The sequence below is a fragment of the Thalassomonas sp. RHCl1 genome (assembly GCF_947387555.1).
GTDB lineage: Bacteria > Pseudomonadota > Gammaproteobacteria > Enterobacterales > Alteromonadaceae > Thalassomonas.
Genome location: NZ_CANDNZ010000005.1, coordinates 435795 through 460803, shown reverse-complemented (window position 1 = coordinate 460803; position 25009 = coordinate 435795). Strand labels below are relative to the sequence as shown.

Here is a 25009-nt window from a genome sequence, read left to right as displayed (position 1 = left end):
AGTCGGTGATTAGCGCAGCTTGGTAGCGCACTTGGTTTGGGTCCAAGGGGTCGCAAGTTCGAATCTTGCATCACCGACCAATTTTTATCTCTGTTTATTCTACTTATGTAGAGAGAATCAGGAATGAAAAGTGATCTTAAAGAAATTTAAGGTCTACTGTAGGTAATGTGCGCCCTTAGCTCAGCTGGATAGAGCAACGCCCTTCTAAGGCGTGGGTCGTAGGTTCGAATCCTACAGGGCGTGCCATACAGTGGTGGCTATAGCTCAGTTGGTAGAGCCCCGGATTGTGATTCCGGTTGTCGTGGGTTCAAGTCCCATTAGCCACCCCATTTTTATGAATATCGTCGGTGATTAGCGCAGCTTGGTAGCGCACTTGGTTTGGGTCCAAGGGGTCGCAAGTTCGAATCTTGCATCACCGACCACTTTTCTTCTGATATTTCTGTATACTAATTGTGTATCCGTCGGTGATTAGCGCAGCTTGGTAGCGCACTTGGTTTGGGTCCAAGGGGTCGCAAGTTCGAATCTTGCATCACCGACCACTTTTCTTCTGATATTTCTGTATACTAATTGTGTATCCGTCGGTGATTAGCGCAGCTTGGTAGCGCACTTGGTTTGGGTCCAAGGGGTCGCAAGTTCGAATCTTGCATCACCGACCACTTTCTTTTCAGATTATTTCTCCTTTATTTACTACTTCTTTTTAGGCTGATTATTCCAGAATAAGTGTTACGTTGAGAAAATGGAGTATTTTGGCTGTTAACTCCTTGTTTGCAGTGCCTTCCCAACTTATCTCCCTGCTGGGCAAATAAACGCCATAAAACTGGTCAGGACAGTTTTGATTTTTACTTTAACTATTTGATTATTATCTTAATTTAAAATTTTTCCCTACAAGGCTCGACTCTTGAGTCAAGCGCCGCTATAATTTTGCGTCATTATTTTAATTTGAACGTCTTTTATTCGGATTTTCCGGGCCCGGTTAGCCGCTGTTATCGGGGCTGTGAGCAATAAACGTAAGGTTTATCTGCTTGTTAGATAGATGCGTTATTGAATGCGCAAGATGCGCTAATTTTTGAGGTAATTAAATGCAAGTTTCAGTTGAGACTACACAAGGTTTGGAACGTCGTCTGACAATTTCTGTTCCTGCCGAAACAGTAGATGTTGAAGTTAAAAACCGTCTTCGTCACCTTGGTAAAACACAACGTATCAATGGTTTCCGTCCAGGTAAAGTACCGGTTTCTGTGATCCAGAAGCGTTACGGCCAGTCTGTTCGCCAGGAAGTTGCTGGTGAATTGATGCAGCGTAATTTCGTTGAAGCCATCGTAGCAGAAAAAATTAACCCTGCCGGTCGTCCTCAGTTCGTTGCTAAAAGCAACGAAGACGGCAAGCCGTTAGAGTTTGAAGCAACTTTTGAAGTTTACCCGGAAGTTGAATTAAAAGATTTAGAGAAGATCGCCGTTGAGCGTCCTCAGGTAGAAGTGACTGACAAAGATTTAGACGAGATGTTCGTTACTTTGCAAAACCAGCACAAAACCTGGAAAGAGAACAAGCGTAAAACCAAAAACGGTGACAAGCTGACTATCGACTTCAACGGTCGTGTAGACGGTGAAGAGTTTGAAGGCGGCAAAGCCGAAGGTTTTGAACTTGAGCTGGGCTCAGGTCGCATGATCCCTGGTTTCGAGAAAGAAATCGTTGGCATGAAAGTAGGCGAAGAGAAGACAATTAGTGTTACTTTCCCTGAAGATTACCATGCTGAGAACCTCAAAGGTAAAGACGCCGAGTTCGATATCGTTGTTCACAAGACTGAAGGTCCGGTATTACCAGAAGTTGATGAAGAATTTGCCAAGTTGTTCGGTGTAGAAGAAGGTGGTGTTGACGCCCTGCGCGAAGAAGTTGGTAAGAACATGCAGCGCGAACTTACTCAAGCGGTTAAAGCTAAGGTAAAAGAGCAAGTGATTGAAGGTTTATTGGAAGCCAACGAACTTGAATTACCTTCTGCCTTAGTTGCTCAGGAAGTTGACGTATTACGTCAGCAGGCAATGCAACGTTTCGCCGGTCAAATGGATGCTGCAAACTTACCTCAGTTACCTGACGATATGTTTGAAGAGCAAGCCAAACGCCGCGTAAAAGTAGGTCTGTTACTGGGTGAAGTGATCAAGGTTAACGAATTAAAAGTTGACGAAGCGAAAGTTAAAGAGTTGATCGAGTCTGCAGCTTCTGCTTACGAAGATCCGCAAGAAGTTATCGACTACTACAGCAGCAACAAAGAGCTTAACCAGCAAATGCAGAATGTTGCCCTGGAAGAGCAGGCGGTTGAGCTGTTACTTGAAAAAGCAGCAGTAAAAGACGTCGAAGCGAGCTTCAAGGATATTATGAATCCGCAAGCTAAGTAAGCTTTCGATTGACATTCGGCTAATCAATAGCTTAAATGGCTTATATGGGTGCATATGAGCCATTTTTTTTATATTAAGGACTATCTGTTGTTTACTTCTCACAAAAACTCTCACGATTTAACAAGCATTACAGAAAGCGCATTAGTGCCTATGGTGGTTGAGCAAACCGCTAAAGGGGAGCGTTCCTACGATATCTATTCTCGGTTATTAAAAGAACGGGTAATATTCCTGTGTGGTCAGGTGGAAGACCATATGGCGAATTTGATCATTGCTCAGTTGCTGTTTTTGGAGTCTGAAAGCCCTGAGAAAGACATTTATTTATACATCAACTCGCCGGGTGGCTCTGTGACCGCAGGTCTTGCCATTTACGATACCATGAAGTTTATTAAGCCGAATATCAGTACGGTATGTATCGGTCAGGCGGCCAGTATGGGGGCATTCTTGCTTTCTGGCGGTGAAAAAGGCAAACGTTACTGCCTGCCGAACGCCAGGGTAATGATTCACCAGCCGCTGGGCGGTTTCCAGGGCCAGGCGTCTGATTTTGAAATCCACGCCAAAGAAATTTTATACATCAAGGACAAGTTAAACAACTTGATGGCGGAGCATACCGGGCAGCCGATTGAGAAGGTGAGCCAGGATACCGACCGGGATAATTTCTTAAGTGCAGAAAGTGCGGTTGAATATGGCTTAGTTGATGCCATATTAGAACATAGAAACGATAAATAATTTATCCTTATTGTTATCTGCGCGATTTATGAAATACTTAATTGTATTAATCTTAGAAATTAATTTATTTAGAGGTACCGTATGACCGATATGAAAAAAGGTGACGGTGATAATGGCAAGTTACTGTATTGTTCTTTTTGCGGTAAAAGCCAGCATGAGGTACGCAAGTTAATTGCGGGACCATCAGTATTTATTTGTGACGAATGTGTCGAACTGTGTAACGACATCATTCGCGAAGAAATCAAAGAAATTGCACCTAAGCAAGACAAGGAAAGTTTACCTTCACCCATAGACATTCGTGCCAGCCTGGATGATTACGTGATCGGCCAGGAACATGCGAAAAAAGTGTTAGCGGTAGCCGTATACAACCACTATAAGCGCTTACGTAACGGTGACTCCCATAACGGTATTGAGCTGGGTAAGAGTAATATTTTGCTTATCGGCCCTACCGGTAGCGGTAAGACCTTATTGGCGGAAACCCTGGCAAGATTGCTTGACGTGCCATTTACTATGGCGGATGCCACCACGTTAACCGAAGCCGGTTACGTTGGTGAAGACGTAGAGAACATTATTCAGAAATTACTGCAAAAATGTGACTACGACGTAGAAAAGGCCCAGCGCGGCATCGTTTATATCGATGAAATCGATAAAATTTCCCGTAAGTCTGACAACCCGTCCATTACCCGCGATGTCTCCGGTGAAGGGGTTCAGCAGGCATTACTGAAGCTTATTGAAGGAACCATTGCTTCTGTGCCTCCACAAGGTGGCCGTAAGCATCCGCAGCAGGAGTTTTTGCAGGTTGATACTTCAAAAATCCTCTTTATCTGTGGCGGTGCCTTTGCCGGCCTGGATAAGGTAATTGAGCAAAGATGTCATACCGGAACCGGTATCGGCTTTGGCGCTGAAGTGAAAAGTAAAGACTCAGATAAGACACTGACCGAGCGATTCCTGGACGTAGAGCCGGAAGATTTGGTCAAATATGGTCTGATCCCTGAGTTCATCGGTCGTTTGCCTGTGGTCGCCACCTTAACCGAACTTGACGAAGAAGCCCTGGTACAAATCCTACAAGAGCCTAAAAATGCGCTAACCAAGCAGTTTATGGCCTTGTTTGATATGGAAAAGGTTGAATTAGAGTTCCGCAAAGATGCCTTATTGGCTATTGCTCATAAAGCTATGGTACGTAAAACCGGTGCCCGTGGTCTGCGCTCTATCGTTGAAGGTGTGTTACTCGATACCATGTACGAGTTACCTTCAATGGAAAATGCCAGCAAGGTAGTGGTGGATGAAGCGGTAATAAAAGGCGAGTCTAAACCTATTATCATGTACGAAGCCCAGCAGGATCAGGCGGCGTCAGATAGTTAATTTTTAACCACTTTCTTTAAAAAAGAGCCTTTCGGCTCTTTTTTTTTGTTCCTGTGTTGAAAGATACTTGAATATCCCCATATACTTTTAAAGCTTTATAAGATTGTACATAAAATGTTAGAAAAAAAAGGTACAAGCAATTACCGTTCACCTTATATAAATTTCCAAGAGAGTAACCTATGACCAAAGAGTTATCTGGTGTAAGTGATATCCCAGTATTAGCCTTGCGAGATGTCGTCGTTTATCCACAAATGGTTATTCCATTGTTTGTTGGCCGGGAAAAATCAATCCGTTGTCTGGATATTGCCATGGACAATGATAAGCAAATTTTCCTGGTGGCCCAAAAAGATGCCTCCGTTGATGATCCGACAGAAGAAGACGTTTACCTGACCGGTACCGTCGCCACCATATTACAAATGCTGAAGTTACCCGACGGCACGGTAAAAGTGCTGGTTGAAGGGGTACAAAGAGCCGAAATCAAGCAATTTGTCCAGACCACAGAATATTTTACCGCCGATATCGAATTTTTGACACCGATCGCGTCTGCCGAAGGCGAAAGCGAAGTCCTGGTGCGTTCGGCGATTTCCCAGTTTGAAGGTTATGTCAAACTGAACAAAAAGATCCCGCCGGAAGTATTAACCTCGGTTTCCGGTATCGATGATCCCGAACAACTGGCCGATACTATGGCGGCCCATATGCCGTTAAAACTGCTGGATAAGCAGAAAGTATTGGAAATTAACGATGTTGCCGAGCGCCTGGAGTACCTGATGGCGCTGATGGAAGGTGAAATCGATCTGCTGCAGGTAGAGAAGAAAATTCGTACCCGCGTGAAAAAGCAGATGGAAAAAAGCCAGCGGGAATATTACCTCAACGAACAAATGAAGGCGATCCAGAAAGAACTGGGTGAAATGGATGATGTTCCGGATGAAGCGGAGCAAATGACTAAACGCATCGATGAAGCGCAAATGCCGAAAGAAGCCAAGGAAAAAACCCTGGCTGAGCTGCAAAAGCTGAAAATGATGTCGCCTATGTCTGCCGAAGCAACCGTGGTACGCAGTTATATCGACTGGATGATCAGTGTGCCGTGGAAAAAGCGCAGCAAATTAAAACGTAATTTAAAACTGGCCGAGGAAGTGCTGGAAAAAGATCATTACGGTTTAGAAAAAGTCAAAGAGCGTATTATCGAATATTTGGCGGTACAGCAGCGCGTTAACCAGCTTAAAGGGCCTATTTTATGTTTGGTGGGCCCTCCTGGGGTAGGTAAAACCTCCCTTGGTCAGTCTATTGCCAAGTCAACCGGCCGTAAATATGTCCGTATGGCATTAGGCGGGGTCAGGGATGAAGCGGAGATCCGCGGACATCGCCGGACCTATATCGGCTCCTTGCCGGGTAAACTGATCCAGAAAATTGCCAAAGTTGGTGTGAAAAACCCGCTGTTCTTACTCGATGAAATCGATAAGATGGCCTCGGATATGCGCGGCGACCCGGCATCGGCACTGCTTGAAGTGTTGGATCCGGAGCAAAACAGCAGCTTCAACGATCACTACCTGGAAGTGGACTATGACTTATCCGATGTCATGTTTGTGGCCACCTCCAACAGCATGAATATTCCGGGTCCTTTGCTTGACCGTATGGAAGTTATCCGCCTGTCCGGTTACACCGAAGATGAAAAGCTTAACATTGCCACCCGTCACCTGCTGACCAAGCAAATTGAGCGTAACGGCTTAAAACCGGCTGAAATCGAAATTGATGAAAGCGCCATTATCGGCATTATCCGCTATTATACCCGCGAAGCCGGGGTACGTAGCCTGGAGCGGGAAATTTCGAAATTATGCCGTAAGGCGGTAAAAGCCATTCTTTTAGATAAGAGCTTGAAAAAAGTGGTGATCACCCAGGATAACCTGCAGGAATTCCTTGGCGTACAACGTTTTGATTACGGCAAAGCGGATGATGAAAACCGCATTGGCCTGGTTACCGGGCTTGCCTGGACGGAAGTGGGCGGCGAACTCTTGACCATAGAAACCGCTTCGGTACCGGGTAAAGGTAAGCTGACCTACACCGGCTCCCTCGGTGATGTCATGCAGGAGTCGATTCAGGCAGCGATGACCGTGGTGCGAAGCCGTCAGGAAACCTTGCGTATCAACAGTGATTTCCATGAAAAACGTGATATCCATGTGCATGTGCCGGAAGGGGCGACCCCTAAAGATGGGCCAAGTGCCGGTATCGGTATGTGTACCGCCCTGGTTTCGAGCTTGACCGGCAATCCGGTTAAAGCGGATGTAGCCATGACCGGCGAGATCACCCTGCGCGGAGAAGTGCTGGCCATCGGCGGTTTGAAAGAAAAACTGCTGGCGGCACACCGTGGCGGCATCAAAACTGTGGTTATTCCGAAAGACAATGAAAGGGACTTAAAAGAAATCCCTGAAAATGTGAAGGCAGATTTGGCGATTCATCCGGTGAAATGGATTGATGAAGTGCTTGATATTGCTCTGGAACAGCCGGTTGAACAGTGGAAAATTGAAGCATAAATAACCACAAAAGCGATAATTTCCCGAAAAAATGCAAAAAAATGCTGCAAATCGTGAATTATCGCTTTTCAAACGCTGAAACTATGGTAAGTTAGGGACGCTTATAACGCTGGACACCAATAACAACAAGGGGTCCGGTCAAAGATAAAGAAAATTATCTTTTATAAATTTCTTTAACTCGGCGCTTGATGTTCCAAAAGAAGCTTGTTATAAACGGTCTCTTAAAGAACACTAACAAAAAAAGATAGTGCTGAATAATAACAATTTAAGGGGAAGACACTGTGAATAAGTCTCAACTAATCGAGAAAATTGCTGCTGGTGCAGACATTTCAAAAGCTGCCGCCGGACGTGCTCTAGATTCGTTCATTGATGCAGTAACTGAAGAATTAAAAAGTGGTGAGCAAGTGGCTCTAGTTGGTTTTGGTACTTTCTCTGTACGTGACCGCGCTGCCCGCACTGGTCGTAACCCTCAAACGGGTGCAACGATTGAAATCGCTGCTGCTAAAATACCTTCTTTTAAAGCTGGTAAAGCATTAAAAGACGCGTGTAACTAATCAAGCATTGATTGTATTGATTAAAAAGACCACCTAAGGGTGGTCTTTTGTTTTCTGGATTGAGTTCTGCTGAACTTGAATTCGCCGATTTAAATTAAGCGTCGTGTAAAATACTCGTATTCCGGCTTCTGTCCGTGTGAAACGGCAAGGTTAGGAACAGGACGATATTGATATTATTTTTGCTTTTGTGACTTCAAGCGAAGCCTTGCATCTGCTAAAATCGCGCACAAAGTTAGCACCCAAGTGTATAAGAGACAAAGATGTTAGAAAGTATTAGAGAAAGTTCTCAGGGAACGATTGCCAAGGTGATACTTGGTTTTATTATTTTGACCTTCGCCGTTGCCGGGATCGGTAGTTATACCAATACCGTTGATACCTCAGTAGCAGAAGTTAACGGTGAGAAAATTTCACAATCTGCCTTTGACAAGGCATACCAGGCGCAGCGTAACCGTATGGCACAGCAATTTGGCCAGATGTTTGATACGCTTTCGGCCGACAGCAACTATATGGCGAATTTCCGCAACGGTGTGCTGGATAACCTGATCAATGAAAAACTCATCGATCAAAGCACGAATGATCTGGCTATCCGTATTTCCGATCAGCGCTTGAAAAAAACGATCCGCGAAATGCCTGAATTTCAGGTCGACGGCGTATTTGATAACAACCGTTACCTTGCCATTATCAATCAGGCGGGTTTTTTCCAGTCTTCAGACTTTCGTGACTATTTAAGAGTTGAAATGAGCCGCCGCCAGTTAAGTCAGGCACTTGTGGTCAGCGAGTTCAACCTGCCTTACCAGGAAAAAATGCTCTCTTCGTTGCAAAACCAGAAGCGTGATATCCGTTATGCGGTGATCGGCGCGGAGCAGTTTAAGGCAGACATGAGCGTAACTGATGAGGAAATTAATAGCTTCTACCAGGAAAACCAGGTGCGCTTTGAAAACCAGGAACAGGTGAAAGTTGATTACATTGCCTTGGATGTTAACGAATTAGCCAAAGATATTCAGGTATCTGATGAAGACATCGCCAGCTATTACCAGGACAATATCGACAATTACCGCACCGTCGAGCAGCGCCGTCTTGCCCATATCCTGGTAGAATTTGCTGATGATGAAGCGGCGGCAGAAAGTAAAGCCGAAGCAGTGTTAGCGCGTATCAAGCAGGGTGAAGATTTTGCCGAGTTGGCAAAAACAGAGTCGGATGATACTTTCAGCGGTGAAAATGGCGGTGATCTGGATTGGATTGAACCGGGTGTGATGGATGAAGAATTTGACAAATCAGCGTTTGCCCTGGCAGAAATTGGCACCGTCAGTGAAATCGTTAAAACCAGCTTCGGTTACCACATCATTAAATTAACCGATATCAAGCCCGAGAAAACAACACCGTTAGACGAGTTGCGTGATGATCTGCGCGTACAAATCAGCAGTGAAAAAGCCCAGGATAAATTTTTTGAGCTACAGCAGGAGTTAGCGACAGTTAGTTTTGAATTCCCTGACAGCTTAGACGATGCTGCCGGCGCGGTAAATGCACAAGTACAAAGCTCTGCCTGGTTAACGCGAGCGGGCAATGCTGCACCTTTTAACGATGTTAAGGTTATCAACGCCGCTTTCTCTGAGCTGGTACTCAATGATAATGTGAACTCTGATGTTATCGAAATCGGTGACGACTTAGTGATGGTATTGCGCCTTAATGAATATAAGGAAGCCAATGTTAAACCGTTGAGCGAAGTTCAGGCGCAAATCAAAACCGAATTGGTGGCGAAAAAAGCGGCTGAAAAAGCAAAAACGGTTGCTGATGAGTTAATCGCTGAGCTTAAATCCGGCAAAGACATCACTGAAGCCCTGGCTAAGGTGAACAGTGCCTTTGAAGTTAAAACCGATATCACTCGTAACAATGGCGGCATTGACGGCAGCATTAGTCGTGAGGCCTTTGTTTTGGCCCATCCAACGGCTGATACCTTGTCGGTTGCAACAACAGCATTAGCGAACGGCGATCAGGCGTTAATTGAAGTACAGGCGGTTAAACCGGGTGATGCCGAAGAAAGTGAGAGTCAGCGTCAGCAACAGACTTCTCAGCTGGCACAGTCGGCCTATAAGAGTTATGTCGACTCATTAAAGGTAGATGCCAAGATCACCCGCAGAGCGGTTGCTGAGCCTACCTCCATACTCTAAAGAGAGAATCTTTGCTTAATTCGCTTTCTCGATTAGGAAAATAGGGTTGCTCTAGCGACCTCACTATTAAAGCTCCGATATTGTGTCGGAGCTTTTTTTTGCCTTCGAAAAATCATTTAAAAGGGCTATGGCTTTACCCTCTACCGGTTAGCGTTTGCTGTTTAGCTCACAAATACTGTAAATAACCTGGCTGCGGTTAGTTAGCATGGTGAGCACTACCGTTGCTGCAGTTTGAGTTAAGCTTGCCTGAGCATGCAGAACAAGCCATTTTTAAGGTAATAGTGAATGAATATTGAACGTTTCTATTCCCTTTTATAACTCAGGGATGGAGCTTGTCCGCGATATTATCTCCATTAATCTGTAAAATAAATGGGTGATATCTTACAAAAATTTTAGTCAAGGTTAACATTTTATTGAAATGATAATCATTTGTTTGGCTCCCTCTAACGATAAAACATCTTTAGCTTTGGTTAAAAGGTGAGCTATATGCCGTCGGCACTGCGATAAAAAGTAAAACTGTGGCTATTGAAACCATAAAAAAATAACAAAAATAGTCAGCTAATTCTTTGCCGTGTAGTCAGTGATTTTTGTGAATCGCTGCTGCCAATCTCATTCTCGGCTGACAGGTTTTTTCACAGGCAAGGGCTGTTAAAGTTGGCCGTTTCACGGGGGATCAGAGCGCCAGGTTTTGTTGTTTTTTTGCTCATCCTTTAAGGCGGAGAAAAAGTAAAAATGAAAAAAAATTTGTCAGCTTCCTTCTTTGGGAAATCAATTTTTATTTTACTGGTTGATAAGTTAGCTAGTTGAAAACCAAGGTTTTTGTCTTTTGATTTTTCTTCGTTATGATGATAATGTAAATGTCAAGTCATATATCCATGAGCATAAAATGCTAATTAAATTTGACTTACTACGAACGAATTAGTAAAACATATATCAGATAATTGAGTTTAACAATTAAGGAGAACACTTCTTAGGAGTAGGTCAATACCGCCGTAGTTGACGATAAATCTTTTTGTTGGGTTTACCGTGTCAGGGGGATTGATAAAACAAATATTTTATTTAAGAAATTCTAATAAGCACGACTATTATCTTTGTTCCTGGTTGACAGTTTGCCTGTCGTCTGGGAATATTGCGTAGTTTTAGTCTAGAAAAATAAAAATTTAAAACGGCAGATTAATAAATTTGCGGTAGCGAGTGTCACTGGCACTTGTTATCAAAGTTAAATAGCAATTGGTTGGGAACTATGTCCAGAGTAAGTAAGAAAAGCCTTATCGCCTCGACGATAATTGGCGCATTAGCACTAACAGGCAGCAATATCGCTGCAGCTGATGCCTTAACAGATTTACAAAAAGCTGAAGCTAAAATTTTTAAAGCATCAGCCAAATCACAAAGCAAAATCGATAACATTTACGAGCAAACTCAAGAGCTGATCGCTGAGTACCGTAACGTTGTTGATGAAGCGGACGTACTGAGAGGTTATAACGACCACGTACAACGTATGGTTGATGACCAAAAAGCAAACATTGCTTCTTTGCAGGATCAAATCGACGGTATCGATAAGATCAAGCAAGGTGTTGTGCCTCTGATGTACAAAATGATTGATACCTTAGAGAAATTTGTTGAACTTGACGTACCTATGAACCTTGAGCGTCGTAAAGAACGCATCGAAGGATTAAAAACCGTCATGGGCAACTCTGATGTTACTACTTCAGAACAATTCCGCTTAGTACTTGAAGCTTATGAAATTGAAGCTAACTACGGTACTATTTTCGATGCCTACCAGGGCGAGCTTGATTTAGGCGATCGTACTATCACGGCTGACTTCGTTCACATGGGCCGTGTTGCTTTAATCGCACAATCTCTTGATATGAAACATGCCTGGGTCTGGAACAATGATTCTCGTTCTTGGGATGAGTTAGGTGATGAATACTTGAAGCCTGTTACCGACACTGTTCGTATGGCACGTAAACAATTGCCAATGGATCTCACTAAATTACCAGTATTTGCGGCAGGAGCAAAATAATGAAGAAAGTTATTAATTTTGTATTACTTGCGGCATCAATGTCAGCCGGTATTTCAGCTACTGCCAGCGCCAACAGCCTGGATGACTTGTTAAAACAAGTTAAGAACGATCGTATTTCTGAAGCGAAATTAGATAAGAAGCGTGAAGCTGAGTTTTTATCTGCCCGTGCCGATAAGCAAGCTTTATTAGCCAAAGCCAAGAAAGAATTGGCTAATCAAAATGCCCGTAATGCGCGTTTAACTAAAGAATATGCGGCTAATGAAATTACTTTAGCGCAAAAAGAAGTAGAACTGGATAATGCTACCGGTACTTTAGGTGAAATGTTCGGTGTGAGCCGTGCAGCTGCAGCCAATGCCTACGGTGCAATCTCTACTTCAATTGTAAGTGCTGAATACCCGGGCCGTGGCGAAGCGCTTAACCGTATCGCTAATTCCAAGAAGATCCCATCTTTACCTGACTTAGAAGAATTATGGTTTGCCCTGCAAACTGAAATGACTCAATCTGGTAAGATTTCTCAGTTCACTACTGACATCACTAACCTTGATGGTAGCAAGTCTACTGAAATGGTTACCCGTATCGGTACTTTTAACCTGATTTCTAAAGACGGTTTCTTGAACTATAACGATGAATTAGGTCAGGTTCAGCCACTTGCTAAGCAGCCTGCCGGTTATATTTCAGGTACTGCATCCGACTTCTTCAATCACACTTCTGGTTACGCTCCGCTTTACGTGGATCCTTCCCGTGGTGCTATCTTAACGTTAGAAACTCGTAAGAAAACGCTTGAAGAGTTCTATCACGAAGGTAAAGAAGTGGGTTACGCCATCACTGTATTGTTAATCTTAGGTTGTTTGATTGCCCTTGAGCGTATGATTGTATTAGGTGCTATGAGCGCGAAGATCAAATCTCAAGAGAAAAACCTTGACCAACCAAATGAAAACAACCCACTGGGTCGTTTACTTAAAGTTTACCATGACAACAAAGCTGTTGATGCCGAAACGCTTGAGTTGAAACTCGACGAAGCTATCTTGCGTGAAACACCTAAAGTTGACCGTGGTATCAACCTGATCAAGATGTTCGCTGCCATCGCCCCGCTAATGGGTCTGTTAGGTACGGTTATCGGTATGATCATGACGTTCCAAACCATTACCTTGTTCGGTACCGGTGACCCGAAAATTATGGCGGGTAACATCTCTCTGGCACTTGTAACTACCGCTTTAGGTCTGATCTGTGCTCTGCCGTTAATCCTGATTCACAGCATCGTTGCCGGCCGTAGTAAATCACTACTGCAGAAACTTGACGAGCAAAGCGCTGGATTAATCGCTGCGATCGCCGAGAAGGAGTCTAAATAATGTTATTCCTGATAGAGCTTTGGGAATCTGTCAGGAGTTTTATTGCGACAGGTGGTAACGTACTGTACGTTGTTGCCTTCGCACTCTTACTGATGTGGGTATTGATGGTTGAACGCTATTGGTTCCTTGCCTCTGTATATCCAAAGATGAAAGACGATATCGTCAATCGTTGGAATGCCAGAGAAGACACTACGTCTTGGTACGCACATCGAATTAGAGATACTTGGATCTCCGAAGCGACAGAACTACTTGAGCAGCGTCTGCTCACAATTAAAACCTTAGTGGCCATGTGTCCGCTAATTGGATTACTGGGTACTGTTACCGGCATGATAGGTGTATTCGAAGTCATGGCACAACAGGGAACAGGTAATCCGCGTCTGATGGCATCAGGTATATCAATGGCCACTATCCCGACAATGGCGGGCATGGTAGCAGCGTTATCTGGCGTATTCTTCAGTTCAAGATTAGACGCTAAAGTTAAACTAGCAAAGGCTAAACTGGTTGACAGTTTACCTCATCACTAGAGAGAAATTCGAATGGCACGTAAACGTATTCGTGAAGAAGAAGAAGCAGCAATTGATATGACGCCGATGCTCGACATCGTCTTCATCATGCTTATATTCTTTATCGTAACCACTTCTTTTGTTAAAGAAGCCGGTATTGAAGTAAACAAACCAAAAGCAGCTAACCAAAGCAAACAAAAGTCTGCCAATATCTTCGTTGCAGTTAAAGACAACGGTGAGATCTGGTTAGACAAACGTCGTGTTGATATCGAACGTGTTGCTGCGAACATTGAGAAATTATTAGCAGAGCAACCAACCGAAGTTGTTATTATCCAAGCGGATAAAGATGCAAAACACGGTATCGTGGTTAAAGTAATGGATGCTATTAAGGAAGCGGGTATAGATCGGATTTCTATCGCTGCTGCGAAGGGGTAGTTTATGGTTCGCTTTCTAGTATCAATATTACTAGGTGCTGCGGTAACTTTTGGACTTTTTGCGTTCATGGCGTTTCTGGTTTCCAGTGGAGACAGAAGCAAAGAGGAACAGCAGGAAAATATCGTCGTAGAAGTTAACACTACGCCGCCAAAATCAGCTGCTGAGCAGCGCCGTCGGGTTCCGCCGCCGCCTCCGCCGCCGCCCAAGACTCCGCCTAAGCCTCAGGCTCCAGAGCCGGAAGCTAACAACAATGCACCGGGCTTAACTTTTAATATGCCTGGCGTACAAATGGCGAGCGCTACCGGTGGTTTATCTGCCCCGGGTGCCGGCTTTGGCCGCGATGGTGATGCAACACCGATTGTACGAATCGAGCCTAAGTATCCAATGCAGGCCGCTCGTGACGGTAAAGAAGGCTGGGTAAAACTGTCTTTTACCATCAACGAAATCGGTGGTGTTGAAGACGTTAAAGTTATCGAAGCTCAACCGAAACGTATTTTCGACAAAGAAGCAAAGCGTGCTTTGCGTAAGTGGAAGTACAAACCGAAAGTTGTTGATGGTAAGCCGATGAGACAACCTGGCTTAACAGTACAGCTTGACTTCACAATGGAAGGCGCGGGAGGAAGATAATGGCCAATAAATTAGTTACTTCTTTAGTATTAGCCGTTGCCGTCGCCGGTGCTCAGGTACCTTTTTCTGCAGATGTTTTAGCGGCTGACGCTAAACAGGAAAAGAAAAAGCGTCCGACGCAATTGATGGGTCCTTCGGTAGGTAAGAAAGTACAAAAAGCTTTTGAACTTTATTCTGCCGATGACATCGATGGTGCTCTGGCTATCCTTTTGGACATTGAAGCCAAAAAGGATTATGACAAAGCAATTGTTGCGCGTTATATCGCGGTGATGTACACCACCAAAGGTGATAATGAGCAAAAAGCTATTGAATACCTCGAACAGGCGGTTGGTCCCGATATCCTGAACGAGAAAGATCATGGCGAAGCGCTGAAGTTACTGGGTGACTTGCAAATGCAAGTTCAGGACTACAACAATGCCCTGGTTAATTACCGGGCATGGATGGACTTCACCGGTGAGAATGACGCTCAGGTTTGGCTGAAAATTGCCAATGCTTATTATTCTTTAAAGCAGATGGATAAGATTATTGTTCCGGCAGACAAAGCAATTGCGGCGTTTGGTGACAAGCATAATCAGAACCCTTATATCCTAAAGGTTCAGTCTTATTATGAACGTAAGATGTATCCTGAAGCGGTTAAAGTGCTGGAAACTGTATTACAGTTATTCCCGGAGAATAAGCAGTGGTGGCAGCAGCTTGGTATGTTCTACCTGTTGGTTGAAGACAATGACAAAGCGTTAGCGACCCTTGATCTTGCCTATAAGCAAGGATTCCTTGAAAAAGAGTCTGAGATCAAGACACTAGCTAGCTTATTTGCTTTAAACCAAACGTCTTATAAAGCGGCAACATTGCTTGAAAAGCATATCGGCACAGGTTTAATTACCCGTGACGATAAAAACCTGGCAAGCCTGGCTAACTTCTGGCATGCCTCCCAGCATATTGATAAAGCGGCTAAGTATTACGGTGAACTGGCTAAGCTCACCAATGATGCCAAGCATTATCGTAAGCAAGGTATGCTATTAAAGCAGGACGAGCAATTTTCGAATTCTATCAAGGCGCTTAACAAAGCCCTTGACCTAGGAGCCAAAGACGTTGGTCGCATCCAGATGGCTATTGCCGAAGGGTATTTTTACCTGGAGAAATATAAGCCGGCTTATGCAGCTATTAAGAAAGCATTAAAAGATCCGAAAACCAAGAAAGTGGCCAAGGGCTGGGAGTCTTTTATCAAAGATACCGCTCAACGTAAAAACGTTGCTATCTAGTTAGTTTTCAAGTCTGTTAAAAACCAGCCAATAGGCTGGTTTTTTTATGTCCGCTTATCCTGAATAACCTGATGCAAAGGGAAGTTTCGTAAAGTACAAAAAGGAATAGTCGAAAAATAGCAGGGGAGTCCGGCAAAGGTGTTTGAGAGACTCCCGGGATGATACATTGAGTGTTTGCTGGTTTTAGTGGTTAGCCGGTATGCCCGGCTGGTTATGGCGATTAATAGTCACGTATTTTGTCAAGCACCTCAGTGATCGCTATTTTGCATTTCATGGTTTTGATTTGTTCAAAAAAAGCATTTGCCTGAGGGTAATTAAGCTTTAAATACCTGAGCCACTGCTTCATGCGGCTGGAATAGTAAAAACTTTTTTCTCCCTGTAATTCCAAGTCGCTATACCTGTGTAATAAATCGCATAACTGTGGCCAGGTCATAGGTTGTTCATTGAGCTTAATAACATTGGCCAGGTTAGGCCTGGCCAATAATCCCCGTCCTAGCATCAGCTTGTTGGTTTTAGCCTGCTTCATACATTCGATGGCATCTGCCTGACTCCAGATCTCGCCATTGGCGATGATATCTATGTTATGTGCCTCGCATGCTTCTCCGATAAAATGCCAGTATGCCGGTGGCTTATAACCCTGCAACTTAGTCCTGGCATGGACCGTTAACAAGTCGGCCCGGGCGCTGGTGACGGCACTGACGATTTCTTTGAATAAACTGGTATCTTCAAAACCCAGGCGTATTTTTGCTGATACCTGGACTTGCTCGCCTACGGCCTGTTTGACGGTGGCAATAATCTGATGTATTTGCTCTGGGGATTTCAGCAGTACCGCGCCGCCCCGGCTTTTATTCACTGCTTTGGCAGGGCAGCCAAAATTTAAGTCTATGCCGTGGGAGCCCAATTCCATCGCCCGTATGGCATTTTCTGCCAGCCAGTCGGGTTCTTGACCTAAGAGTTGTACCCGGATAGGGGTGCCTGAGCGGGTATAGCCGTTTTGGTGTAGCTCAGGGCAGGTTTTGTAAAAGACATGTTTAGGTACCAGGGAGTCAACCACCCGGACAAATTCAGTAATGCATAAATCAAACTGATTAATCGAGGTGAGAAGATCGCGCATCAATGCATCCACAACACCTTCCATGGGCGCTAAAATAAGTTGATCTGCCTGGATAGTCATTTGTGATGAAAGCCCCTAATTCAAAAAAGGCCACGATTGTAATGGCTATTTGCTAAAATGGCGAAAATATTTCATGCTTAGCTGGCAGAAAATATAAATTTATAACGGATGAAATTTATATTTATCTTTAAAGGTCTACTTAAAAAACATAAAACTAACGGCCTCTGGTCAATTTACATAGTAGGAAACTCAAATGAACTTAATTAAAAAATCGGCAATCGGTGCATTTCTTGGATTAATGGCACTTTCTACACTGAGCATGGCCCCGGCAAAGGCTGAGTCTAATCCTTTTGCTGCTCAGGACATCATGACTGTGGTTGGCCATGGCGAGGAAAAGCAAGGGAAATGCGGTGAAGGCAAGTGCGGTGAAGGAAAAAGTAAAAAAGCCGAAGGGAAGTGTGGTGAAGGTAAATGTGGCGAAGGAAAAGCGAAAAAAGCCGCCGGTAAATGTGGTGAAGGGAAATGTGGCGAAGGAAAAGCGAATAAAGCCGCCGGCAAATGTGGTGAAGGCAAATGTGGCGAAGGAAAAGCCAAAAAAGCCGCTGGCAAGTGTGGCGAAGGCAAATGCGGCGAAGGTAAGAAAACTTCCAAGTGCGGCGGTTAATCTTCAAGCATAGCAATAAGCGGTAACAGGCTTTTTGCCAGCCGCGATAACGGGCTTTATGCCCGTTTTATTTTTTGTGGTGATAAAAACTGTAAGTGGTTAATACAGAAAATATTATTGTTTGTGCCAACTCGCTGAAAAGCGTGGATTACTCAAGGGTAATTTGATCCAGGTCAATTAAATCTGTGCAAATTACTCATTTTGAGCTAAAATGCGCGCCTTTCATTTTATAGAGTAGTAAGATCAATATGTCCCACGATGAGAATTTCAAAGACGCAGCTTCTGTACGTCACTTATTAATTGCTTTTGTTGTCCTGTTTGGTATGCCTTTATTACCTATGTTGATGGGCTGGTATACCTTTTTACAATAAGTAGGTACCCCTGAATAATTCAACTATGAAAATATTAATTGTCGATGACAAACAAACGGTATTAAACAGCTTAACGGCTTTACTGGAAAACGCCGGCCATTGCGTGGTGACCGCCAGTAACGGTTTAGACGGCTTTGAAAAAGCCCAGAGCCAGCAATTTGATTTGTTTGTTATCGACCATCTGATGCCGGTCATGAATGGCCTGGTATTGGTGAAAAATTTACGACAGCATCTTGATACGCAACATGCACCGATTTTGTTTATGAGTACTCAGGGCGTGGAAAGTTTAAAAGCTTTACCTGAATATCCCATGTTTACTTTTTCAATTGCCAAGCCGATCGATGAACAAGAGCTGTTTTTTGTCATTAATCAACTTTCAATTCAAAATAGTCAAAGTCAGTCACTATAAAATTGCCTCAATTTGCTTTATCCTTAGCAATTATCTTTTATATCTTAAGAACAAATGACTGAACAACAATTATCACTTCTCGAAAATGCCGTCCACACCATAGCCAATTATCCATGTGAAGGCGTCATGTTTCGTGATGTTACCGGGATTTTAGATAATGCCGAAGCATTTGCATTAACCATAGAGTTGATGACCAATGCATTTAAAGACAAAGGCTTTACTAAGGTTGTAGGTACCGAAGCCCGGGGATTCTTATTTGGCGCGCCATTGGCATTGGCATTAGGCGTAGGTTTTGTTCCGGTGCGTAAACCGGGTAAACTGCCGCGCGAAACCATTGCCGAGCATTATCAGCTGGAATATGGTCACGATACCCTGGAGATACACCAGGATGCCTTAACTCCTGATGATAAGGTCTTAATTATCGACGACTTACTTGCTACCGGCGGTACCATAGACGCCACCACTAAATTAATCCGTCGCCTGGGAGCCGAAGTCTCAGCAGCTGGATTTGTTATTTCCCTGCCTGATTTGGGCGGTGAAGCCAGATTAAAAGATCTGGATTTATCGGTACTGTCTTTACTTCAGTATGAAGGTGAATAGCAGCCAATATGAGTTATCAGGTTTTAGCAAGAAAATGGCGACCTAAGTTATTTCAAGAGTTGATGGGGCAGGAGCATGTGGTTACCGTGCTGAAAAATGCCTTGTCTCAGCAACGTCTGCACCATGCTTACCTGTTTACCGGCACCCGGGGTGTCGGTAAAACAACCATAGCGCGAATTTTTGCTAAAAGCCTTAACTGTGAGCAGGGCGTCAGTGCCGAGCCCTGCGGGCAGTGTGATGTTTGTGTTGATATCGATCAGGGACGTTTTATCGATCTGCTTGAAATCGATGCCGCATCACGGACCAAGGTTGATGATACCCGCGAGATTCTTGATAATGTGCAATATGCGCCGAGTCGGGGCAGGTATAAAGTTTACCTGATCGATGAAGTCCATATGCTCTCGCGCAGCAGTTTTAATGCCTTATTGAAAACGCTAGAAGAGCCGCCCGAGCATGTTAAATTTATCCTGGCGACCACAGATCCGCAAAAACTGCCGGTCACGGTTTTATCCCGATGCCTGCAATTTCACCTTAAAGCATTAACCGTCAGGCAAATTGAAGAAAAATTAACGCAAATACTGGAACAGGAAGCGGTCAGGCATGAGCCCGGCACCTTAACCCTGTTGGCAAAAGCCGCCCGCGGCAGTATGCGCGACTCCCTGAGTTTGACCGACCAGGCGATTGCCAAAGGGCAGGGCAATATTACCTTAGCCCACTTGCAGCAAATGCTTGGTGGCATAGATCAAAACTGGGTTTATAAAATTTTGATGGCCCTGCTTAAACAAGATGCTCAGGGCTTGATGGCACTATCGCTGGAAATTGCTTCCTATACCCCAAATTACAGTCGTTTATTGGCGGAATTGATCCAACTGTTTCACCAGGTTGCCATGTTGCAGGTGGTGTCGCAACATTTTGATGTTGCCCCCGAGCACCGGGTGTTGCTGGAAAAATTTGCCACCCTGATGTCGCCGGAAGATGTCCAGTTATATTATCAAATTGCCTTAAACGGCCGTAAGGACTTGCCTTACGCTTTTGATGAACAAGCCGCTTTTGATATGGTGCTACTGCGTTTGCTTGCCTTTAAACCGGTAGCAACGGCAGATGTCCTAGCCGATACGGCAAGTGCTAAGGCCGAAACCTCTGCGGCAGTTGATTTTACTGAAACAGCCTTGCCCGAAACCCGGATAGCAAGTAGCGGTACTGCGGTTGAGGCGGCGGCATTAGCGCCGGAAACTCCCGCTCCCCATTCGCTTGAGGTTATAGATAATAGTCATGAGCAAGATACTGGTACTCCTGAAGAGGACATTGATAACTTAGCAGTAACTCCCGGGCAGGGTGAACAGCAAAGTCCTGCTGACCTCGGTCCAAGTGAGGAAAGTTTGGCTGCCGAGCTTAAGAGCATAGAAATGTCTGCTCAATCACTTGGTCAGGTGCCAACAGAGAATGTCAATGTACAGCAAGTACCTGCCTCCTCTGAGCCTGAGCTGGTAACACAAATTCCCGGGCATAGTGAGGCCCAGGAAAATATCGGACAGGATAGTTTAAGCTCGGAGCTGAGCGGGGAATTTACACCGGAAAATGATCCCGAGCCGATGCCGGAGCCTTTAATTGCTAGCCAGGAACAAACCCCAGATCCTGATAACGCTCAGGGACAAGCCGTTCAGGCACAGACGGTGCCGCCGGAAAATGCTGCTCCAGCACAGCCAGTGGTAAGCCAAACCCCAGTAGATGCAGTGCTGGCCACGCGGAATATGCTGCGCAGCCGGAAAAAAGCACAGGAGAGTAAAGGAAAAAAGTCTGATGACGCAGCTTTGCGTCAGTCGGCAACCCCACAAAACCAGCCAGCAGGGGAAGCAGAAGCGAATGCTGATGCGGTTCCGGATATTCCTGCCCTGGAAACCTTGCCCCAGGCCCCCTACACGCCTAATGTGATTGACCCCGCCAACGTCCGCAAGGCAAACCAAGTGGACAAGTGGGCGAATATGATCGACACCATGGCTCTGAGCGGGCGTTTACGGCAGCTGGCGATCCATGCAACCATTTGCGAGTCTTCTACCGAAGAACAACTGGTGCTGAAGCTGGATCAGTCCACTAAACACTTAAAAACCGATGCCGCCCATCAGCAACTGGAACATGCTTTAAGCCAGTATCAGCAGCGTAAAATCACCGTTGAAATTGAAGTGGTTGAGCAAACGGTGGCAGATCCTTACCAGATCCAGGCGGATATCAATGATAAACGCTATGACTATGCCAAAGCCTTGCTGTTAGCCGATGATATCGTGATGACTTTGCAAAACGATTTTCAGGCAATCTTGGATGAGCAAACGATTGCGGCTTTATAACCCATCGTTATGTGCACAGGTTTTTACAAAGTGAATGTGGAAATAAAATCACCCAGACTTGAAATTAAAGCCGTTAACCCCTATGTTTGGCGGTAAATACCCTTGGAGATAAAATTATGATGAAAGGTGGCATGGGCAACTTGATGAAGCAAGCCCAACAAATGCAAGCGAAAATGCAAAAGGCCCAGGAAGAACTGGCGAATATGGAAGTAACCGGTGAAGCCGGTGCCGGTTTAGTGAAAGTGACCATGACCGGCAGCCACAGCGTACGTCGTGTTGAAATCGATGATTCACTTTTTGAAGACGACAAAGAAATGGTAGAAGACCTGGTTGCAGCGGCATTCAATGATGCCGTGCGCCGTGTCGAAGAGCAGAACAAAGCTAAAATGGGCGATCTTACCGGCGGTATGCAAATGCCTCCCGGCTTTAAAATGCCTTTCTAAGCATTAATCTTTATGATATCAAGCGGTAATTCCAACGGGTTACCGCTTGATTTGTTTATGGGGGATGATTTGAGCTGTTAGCGCCTTTCTTCGGGGGAGGTTACCCCGTAACTTGCTTTAAGATCACTACCTACTTTACATCAACCTTTAAACAGGGCACACGATGAAATTCAGTCCTTTAGTACAAGAGTTAATCGACTCATTACGCTGCCTGCCGGGTGTCGGCGCGAAAACCGCACAACGCATGGCTTTTCATTTGCTCGAACGTAACCGTCACGGGGGCATGCAGTTATCGGATTCCCTGGGGCGGGCCATGGACAGCATTGGCCATTGCCAGAAGTGCCGCAATTTTACCGAGCAGGACTTATGTGATATTTGCCAGAGCCCGAAGCGCCAGCTTGCGGAAATTATCTGTATCGTCGAAAGCCCGGCGGACGTGATTGCCATTGAACAAACCGGTGAATTTACCGGTCAGTACTTTGTGCTGATGGGGCACCTTTCCCCGATTGACGGCATAGGTCCGGATGATTTAGGCCTGGATATCCTGGCAAAACAATTGGCAAGCGGGCAATACAAGGAAATGATTTTGGCGACCAACCCGACGGTAGAAGGGGAAGCAACCGCCCATTATATTGCCGATCTTGCCCGTGAATCCCAGGTGACGGTTTCCCGGATTGCCCATGGTGTACCTGTTGGCGGCGAGCTGGAATATGTTGACGGCAATACCTTATCCCATGCCCTGTCCGGCAGAAAAAATTACGGCATCTGACGATTTCGGTGGTATTTTTTTATCCTTTTTACGGGAAACTTTAGGCCAAATATAATTTTCCCGTAAACTTTCCCTTGAATTTTCTCCCGCCAACCCCACATGTAAATTATCAACAAATAAACCGGTTTTCAGTCCGGTTATTATTTATTTTTGTTAGATGTGTTTTATGCCCAGGGGCTGCATTTAACGAAGTATTTATTTTAAGCAACAAAACGTTATTTAAAAGGAGATGTTTCAGATGTCTGAGACTGGTCAAAAAGAAGTTCATGGCTTTCAAACCGAAGTAAAACAATTACTTCAGTTAATGATACATTCATTGTATTCCAATAAAGAAATTTTCCTGCGTGAACTCGTTTCCAATGCCGCCGATGCAGCAGATAAACTTCGTTTTAAAGCTTTATCCGATGCAGATTTATATGAAGGTGACGGTGAGTTGCGGGTGCGTGTCAGCGCCGACAAAGAAAATAACACCATCACCATTTCCGATAATGGTATCGGTATGACCCGTGACGATGTTATCGAGCACTTAGGTACTATCGCAAAATCCGGTACTGCAGAGTTCTTCTCTAAGTTATCCGGCGACCAGGCGGCAGACTCCCAGCTGATCGGTCAGTTCGGTGTCGGTTTCTATTCTGCCTTTATTGTTGCCGATAAAGTGACGGTACGCACCCGTGTTGCCGGCGGCGCAGCCAGCGAAGGTGTCCAGTGGACTTCTGCCGGTGAAGGGGACTTTACCGTTGAAAGCATCGAAAAAACCAACCGCGGTACCGATATTATTCTTCACCTTAAAGAAGATGAAGCAGAATTCCTTGATGACTGGCGCTTAAAGTCAATTGTCACTAAGTACTCAGATCATATTTCCGTGTCGGTAGAAATGCTGACGCCGGAAGTGGCGGAAGTACCGGAAAGTGAAGGCCCGGACGGTGAAAAAATTCCGGCAGTACCGGCTAAACCGGCAGAATGGCAAGCCACCAATAAAGCAACTGCTTTATGGACACGTGAAAAGTCTGAGCTTAATGACGACGAATACAAAGAGTTTTATAAGCATGTTTCCCATGATTTCTCCGATCCGCTGTTATGGGCCCATAACAAGGTAGAAGGGAAAACCGAATATACCAGCTTGCTTTATATTCCTTCTAAAGCCCCGTTTGACATGTATAACCGTGAAAAACAGCACGGCTTAAAATTATATGTGCAGCGGGTATTTATCATGGATGATGCCGAGCAGTTTATGCCGACCTACCTGCGTTTTGTTAAAGGTCTGCTTGATTCTAACGATTTACCGTTAAACGTCTCCCGTGAAATTTTACAGGACAACAAAGTCACCCAGGCGATCCGCAAAGGCTGTACCAAGCGCGTACTGACTATGCTTGAGCGTTTAGGCAAAAACGATAAAGAAAAATACCAGACTTTCTGGGATGAATTTGGCCAGGTGTTAAAAGAAGGCCCGGCGGAAGACATGGCTCACAAAGAGCAAATCGCCAAGTTGTTACGTTTTGCTTCAACGAAAGAAAACACGGCGACACAAAATGTTTCTCTGGCCGAGTATATCGAGCGCATGCAAGAAGGGCAGGAGAAGATTTACTTTGTTGTTGCCGATAACTTTGAAGCGGCGAAAAACAGCCCGCATTTAGAAGTTTTCCGTAAGAAAGGTATCGAAGTCCTGTTATTGTCTGATCGCATCGATGAATGGTTGATCAGCCACTTGACCGAGTTTGACGGCAAGCAGCTGCAGTCGGTTGCCCGCGGCGGCCTCGACTTAGGTGATATGGATGATGAAGAAACCAAAGAAGCCCAGGAAAAGCTGGAGCAGGAATTTGACTCTGTTGTCACCCGTATCAAAGAAGTATTAAAAGATAAGGTTAAAGATGTCCGCTTGTCACAGCGTCTGACGGACTCTCCTGCCTGTATCGTGACCGATGAGCAGGACATGAGCAGCCAGATGATGAAGCTGATGGAATCTGTGGGCCAGCCGGTACCTGACTCCAAGCCTATTTTTGAAATCAATGCCGAGCACGATCTGGTGCGTCATGTTGCCGATGAACAGGATGATGAACAGTTCAAACAATGGACAGATGTATTATTTGATCAAGCCATGCTGGCAGAGCGGGGAAGCTTGCAGGATCCTGCCAGTTTTGTTAGCCGCTTGAACAAATTGATGCTGAGTTTAGCTAAGTAATTTGTTCCTTGATATTTAAAGAATGGCGCCTTCAGGCGCCATTCTTTTATCCGAACAACTCATGCTGGCAGGATTGGCAACCAGGTAAAATTTTGCCACTTTTGTCAGCTTTTTGAATAAATTAATCCTGGCGGTGATCAGCTTATTATTTACTTGTTGATCTACGACTGAAAAAAGGCGTATTTATGCTGCTTTTT

20 protein-coding genes and 6 tRNA genes are annotated in these 25009 nt (G+C 44.8%); 25 read left to right on the top strand and 1 reads right to left on the bottom strand.

All coding sequences use genetic code 11. The annotated features are described in order from the left end of the window. The first annotated feature begins 3 nt into the window (after positions 1–3). The 18 genes from QL234_RS17045 (at position 4) to QL234_RS16960 (ending at position 15921) form a co-directional block, all read left to right on the top strand. Positions 4–80, top strand: a tRNA-Pro gene (locus QL234_RS17045). Between the two features lie 89 nt (positions 81–169). After that, positions 170–246 (top strand) — tRNA-Arg (locus QL234_RS17040). Positions 247–253: 7 nt separating this feature from the next. Continuing rightward, positions 254–329 (top strand) — tRNA-His (locus tag QL234_RS17035). Between the two features lie 16 nt (positions 330–345). Beyond that, positions 346–422: transfer RNA gene (locus QL234_RS17030), tRNA-Pro, on the top strand. Positions 423–462: 40 nt separating this feature from the next. Further along, a tRNA-Pro gene (locus tag QL234_RS17025) sits at positions 463–539 on the top strand. 40 nt (positions 540–579) lie between these two features. Beyond that, positions 580–656, top strand: a tRNA-Pro gene (locus QL234_RS17020). Positions 657–1079: 423 nt separating this feature from the next. Further along, on the top strand, positions 1080–2387 hold the full coding sequence (gene tig, locus QL234_RS17015) for a trigger factor (RefSeq protein ID WP_281559007.1): 1308 nt from the start codon (positions 1080–1082) through the stop codon (positions 2385–2387). Between the two features lie 87 nt (positions 2388–2474). Next, positions 2475–3113: an ATP-dependent Clp endopeptidase proteolytic subunit ClpP gene (gene clpP / locus QL234_RS17010; RefSeq protein WP_084692701.1), complete on the top strand. Its 639-nt coding sequence runs from the start codon at positions 2475–2477 to the stop codon at positions 3111–3113. An 81-nt stretch (positions 3114–3194) separates the two neighbouring features. Then, complete coding sequence (gene clpX / locus QL234_RS17005; protein WP_044832487.1) at positions 3195–4475, top strand: ATP-dependent protease ATP-binding subunit ClpX; 1281 nt, start codon at positions 3195–3197, stop codon at positions 4473–4475. A gap of 179 nt (positions 4476–4654) precedes the next feature. Then, the gene (gene lon, locus QL234_RS17000; RefSeq protein ID WP_281559006.1) at positions 4655–7003 is read left to right on the top strand and encodes an endopeptidase La; all 2349 of its coding nucleotides are present in this window, start codon (positions 4655–4657) and stop codon (positions 7001–7003) included. 281 nt (positions 7004–7284) lie between these two features. Further along, positions 7285–7557, top strand: a complete 273-nt coding sequence (gene hupB / locus QL234_RS16995; protein WP_044832489.1) for a nucleoid-associated protein HU-beta — start codon at positions 7285–7287, stop codon at positions 7555–7557. A gap of 260 nt (positions 7558–7817) precedes the next feature. Then, a complete protein-coding gene (locus QL234_RS16990) occupies positions 7818–9725 on the top strand; it encodes a SurA N-terminal domain-containing protein (protein WP_281559005.1) in 1908 nt (635 codons plus the stop codon). A 1243-nt stretch (positions 9726–10968) separates the two neighbouring features. After that, entirely contained in the window at positions 10969–11748 is a 780-nt protein-coding gene (locus QL234_RS16985; protein ID WP_281559004.1) for a DUF3450 domain-containing protein, read from the top strand. After that, positions 11748–13097 (top strand): MotA/TolQ/ExbB proton channel family protein, encoded by a 1350-nt coding sequence (locus tag QL234_RS16980; protein WP_281559003.1) that lies wholly within the window; start codon positions 11748–11750, stop codon positions 13095–13097. Before QL234_RS16985 ends, QL234_RS16980 begins: the two co-directional genes overlap by 1 nt. Next, a complete protein-coding gene (locus QL234_RS16975; protein ID WP_274054021.1) occupies positions 13097–13621 on the top strand; it encodes a MotA/TolQ/ExbB proton channel family protein in 525 nt (174 codons plus the stop codon). Before QL234_RS16980 ends, QL234_RS16975 begins: the two co-directional genes overlap by 1 nt. 12 nt (positions 13622–13633) lie before the next feature. Continuing rightward, complete coding sequence (locus QL234_RS16970) at positions 13634–14035, top strand: biopolymer transporter ExbD (protein ID WP_044832494.1); 402 nt, start codon at positions 13634–13636, stop codon at positions 14033–14035. A gap of 3 nt (positions 14036–14038) precedes the next feature. Next, entirely contained in the window at positions 14039–14662 is a 624-nt protein-coding gene (locus tag QL234_RS16965) for an energy transducer TonB (protein ID WP_274054022.1), read from the top strand. Then, on the top strand, positions 14662–15921 hold the full coding sequence (locus QL234_RS16960) for a hypothetical protein (RefSeq protein ID WP_281559002.1): 1260 nt from the start codon (positions 14662–14664) through the stop codon (positions 15919–15921). Before QL234_RS16965 ends, QL234_RS16960 begins: the two co-directional genes overlap by 1 nt. A gap of 220 nt (positions 15922–16141) precedes the next feature. Here the strand turns inward: QL234_RS16960 and QL234_RS16955 are convergent, their stop codons facing one another. Continuing rightward, positions 16142–17095, bottom strand: a complete 954-nt coding sequence (locus QL234_RS16955) for a tRNA-dihydrouridine synthase (protein WP_281559001.1) — start codon at positions 17093–17095, stop codon at positions 16142–16144. 193 nt (positions 17096–17288) lie between these two features. Between QL234_RS16955 and QL234_RS16950 the strand changes: the two genes are divergently transcribed. From QL234_RS16950 to htpG, 7 genes are all read left to right on the top strand, one after another. Further along, positions 17289–17699: a hypothetical protein gene (locus QL234_RS16950; protein WP_281559000.1), complete on the top strand. Its 411-nt coding sequence runs from the start codon at positions 17289–17291 to the stop codon at positions 17697–17699. Between the two features lie 396 nt (positions 17700–18095). Beyond that, positions 18096–18479, top strand: coding sequence for a response regulator (locus QL234_RS16945; protein WP_281558999.1), 384 nt, complete (start codon positions 18096–18098; stop codon positions 18477–18479). A 54-nt stretch (positions 18480–18533) separates the two neighbouring features. Further along, on the top strand, positions 18534–19079 hold the full coding sequence (apt, locus tag QL234_RS16940) for an adenine phosphoribosyltransferase (RefSeq protein ID WP_281558998.1): 546 nt from the start codon (positions 18534–18536) through the stop codon (positions 19077–19079). Between the two features lie 8 nt (positions 19080–19087). Then, the gene (gene dnaX, locus QL234_RS16935) at positions 19088–21421 is read left to right on the top strand and encodes a DNA polymerase III subunit gamma/tau (protein WP_281558997.1); all 2334 of its coding nucleotides are present in this window, start codon (positions 19088–19090) and stop codon (positions 21419–21421) included. Between the two features lie 113 nt (positions 21422–21534). Then, the gene (locus QL234_RS16930; RefSeq protein ID WP_281559016.1) at positions 21535–21864 is read left to right on the top strand and encodes a YbaB/EbfC family nucleoid-associated protein; all 330 of its coding nucleotides are present in this window, start codon (positions 21535–21537) and stop codon (positions 21862–21864) included. Between the two features lie 163 nt (positions 21865–22027). Next, a complete protein-coding gene (recR, locus tag QL234_RS16925; protein WP_281558996.1) occupies positions 22028–22633 on the top strand; it encodes a recombination mediator RecR in 606 nt (201 codons plus the stop codon). A gap of 238 nt (positions 22634–22871) precedes the next feature. Continuing rightward, positions 22872–24812 carry a molecular chaperone HtpG gene (htpG, locus tag QL234_RS16920; protein ID WP_281558995.1) on the top strand — a complete coding sequence of 647 codons (1941 nt, stop codon included), beginning with the start codon at positions 22872–22874 and terminating at the stop codon, positions 24810–24812. Positions 24813–25009 lie beyond the last annotated feature (197 nt).